The 961-nt window shown below is 42.5% G+C and carries 1 protein-coding gene; it reads right to left on the reverse strand.

What is annotated here, in order from left to right; genetic code table 11:
- Positions 1-627: 627 nt before the first annotated feature.
- Entirely contained in the window at positions 628-945 is a 318-nt protein-coding gene (locus RM556_RS17290; protein ID WP_311375213.1) for a ribonuclease E inhibitor RraB, read from the reverse strand.
- Positions 946-961 lie beyond the last annotated feature (16 nt).

Below are 961 nucleotides of genomic sequence, written 5' to 3' on the forward strand. Positions count from 1 at the left end.
CCCCGCATAACGGGCAGCATTCCGTGCAGCCGCACGTAATGATGTCCCAGCGACCGAAGGGAGTGCGTTGATGCGATTGTTAGATTTGTGATGTTTTACGCGCTTTATAAACAACATCCATTGTCACCTTGCGTTAACCATTTAGGTAAAACATTACTCGTTTTGAGCAAAGACAACAACTGATTTATCTTAGGCGAAAACCAAACATGATGCGCTCGCGAACACGAGATGAAGTTTCTGACAAAAAGATGAGAGTGACTCTTGAAAGAACGAGCTTGCTCAAATGTGTCGCGACGAACTCAGATGCTGTTTAGCGAAGACCGGTGAGCAAATGCTCGCGAACATGGAGCACAGTTTCCGATTGATTAAACAGAGAGCAAGGAAAAAGGGAGAGCTTTAGCAAATACTAATGAGGCAATGACCAAACAAAAGTACGCTCGCGTCCCTAGAATCAAAATACTAACGAAGAAAGACGAAGAACGATTGGCCCTGTTGAAGTCGAAACTTGGCTAGTTAGTTTGTGCGCTATTAGCTTTTTGTTGCGTGCTTTTCTAGCACACTAACACCAAGTTAAGCGGTAAAAACCGCTCTTGTTTTTATCCGTCTTCAACGTTTTGTTATATGCCATTAGCTAAACAGTCCCCATGACTCACAAATCCCACCATGCTCAATTACAGTAGCAGAAGCTGTTTTTTGAACCTGAGTAACAAGCTCATAAGACAATATAGACTTAACGTTGAAAACCACGTAACCATCACACTCATCTTCTGGTTCGTATATCTCAATATTGCCAAATTCTTTTTCAAGTTCACTTAACGCATTTTTCGATGGCGGCCATGTTGCAAAATCAACGTTAAACTCTATTTCACACTGGCTACTGAAATCAAACCCTGTGCTTTCCAGTCGCCTCAATACATCACCATCAGCATCGCTCGGAAAATTCAATCAATACTCCTTGGCA

Source organism: Alteromonas sp. W364, from assembly GCF_031846205.1.
Taxonomy (GTDB): Bacteria; Pseudomonadota; Gammaproteobacteria; order Enterobacterales; family Alteromonadaceae; genus Glaciecola; species Glaciecola blandensis.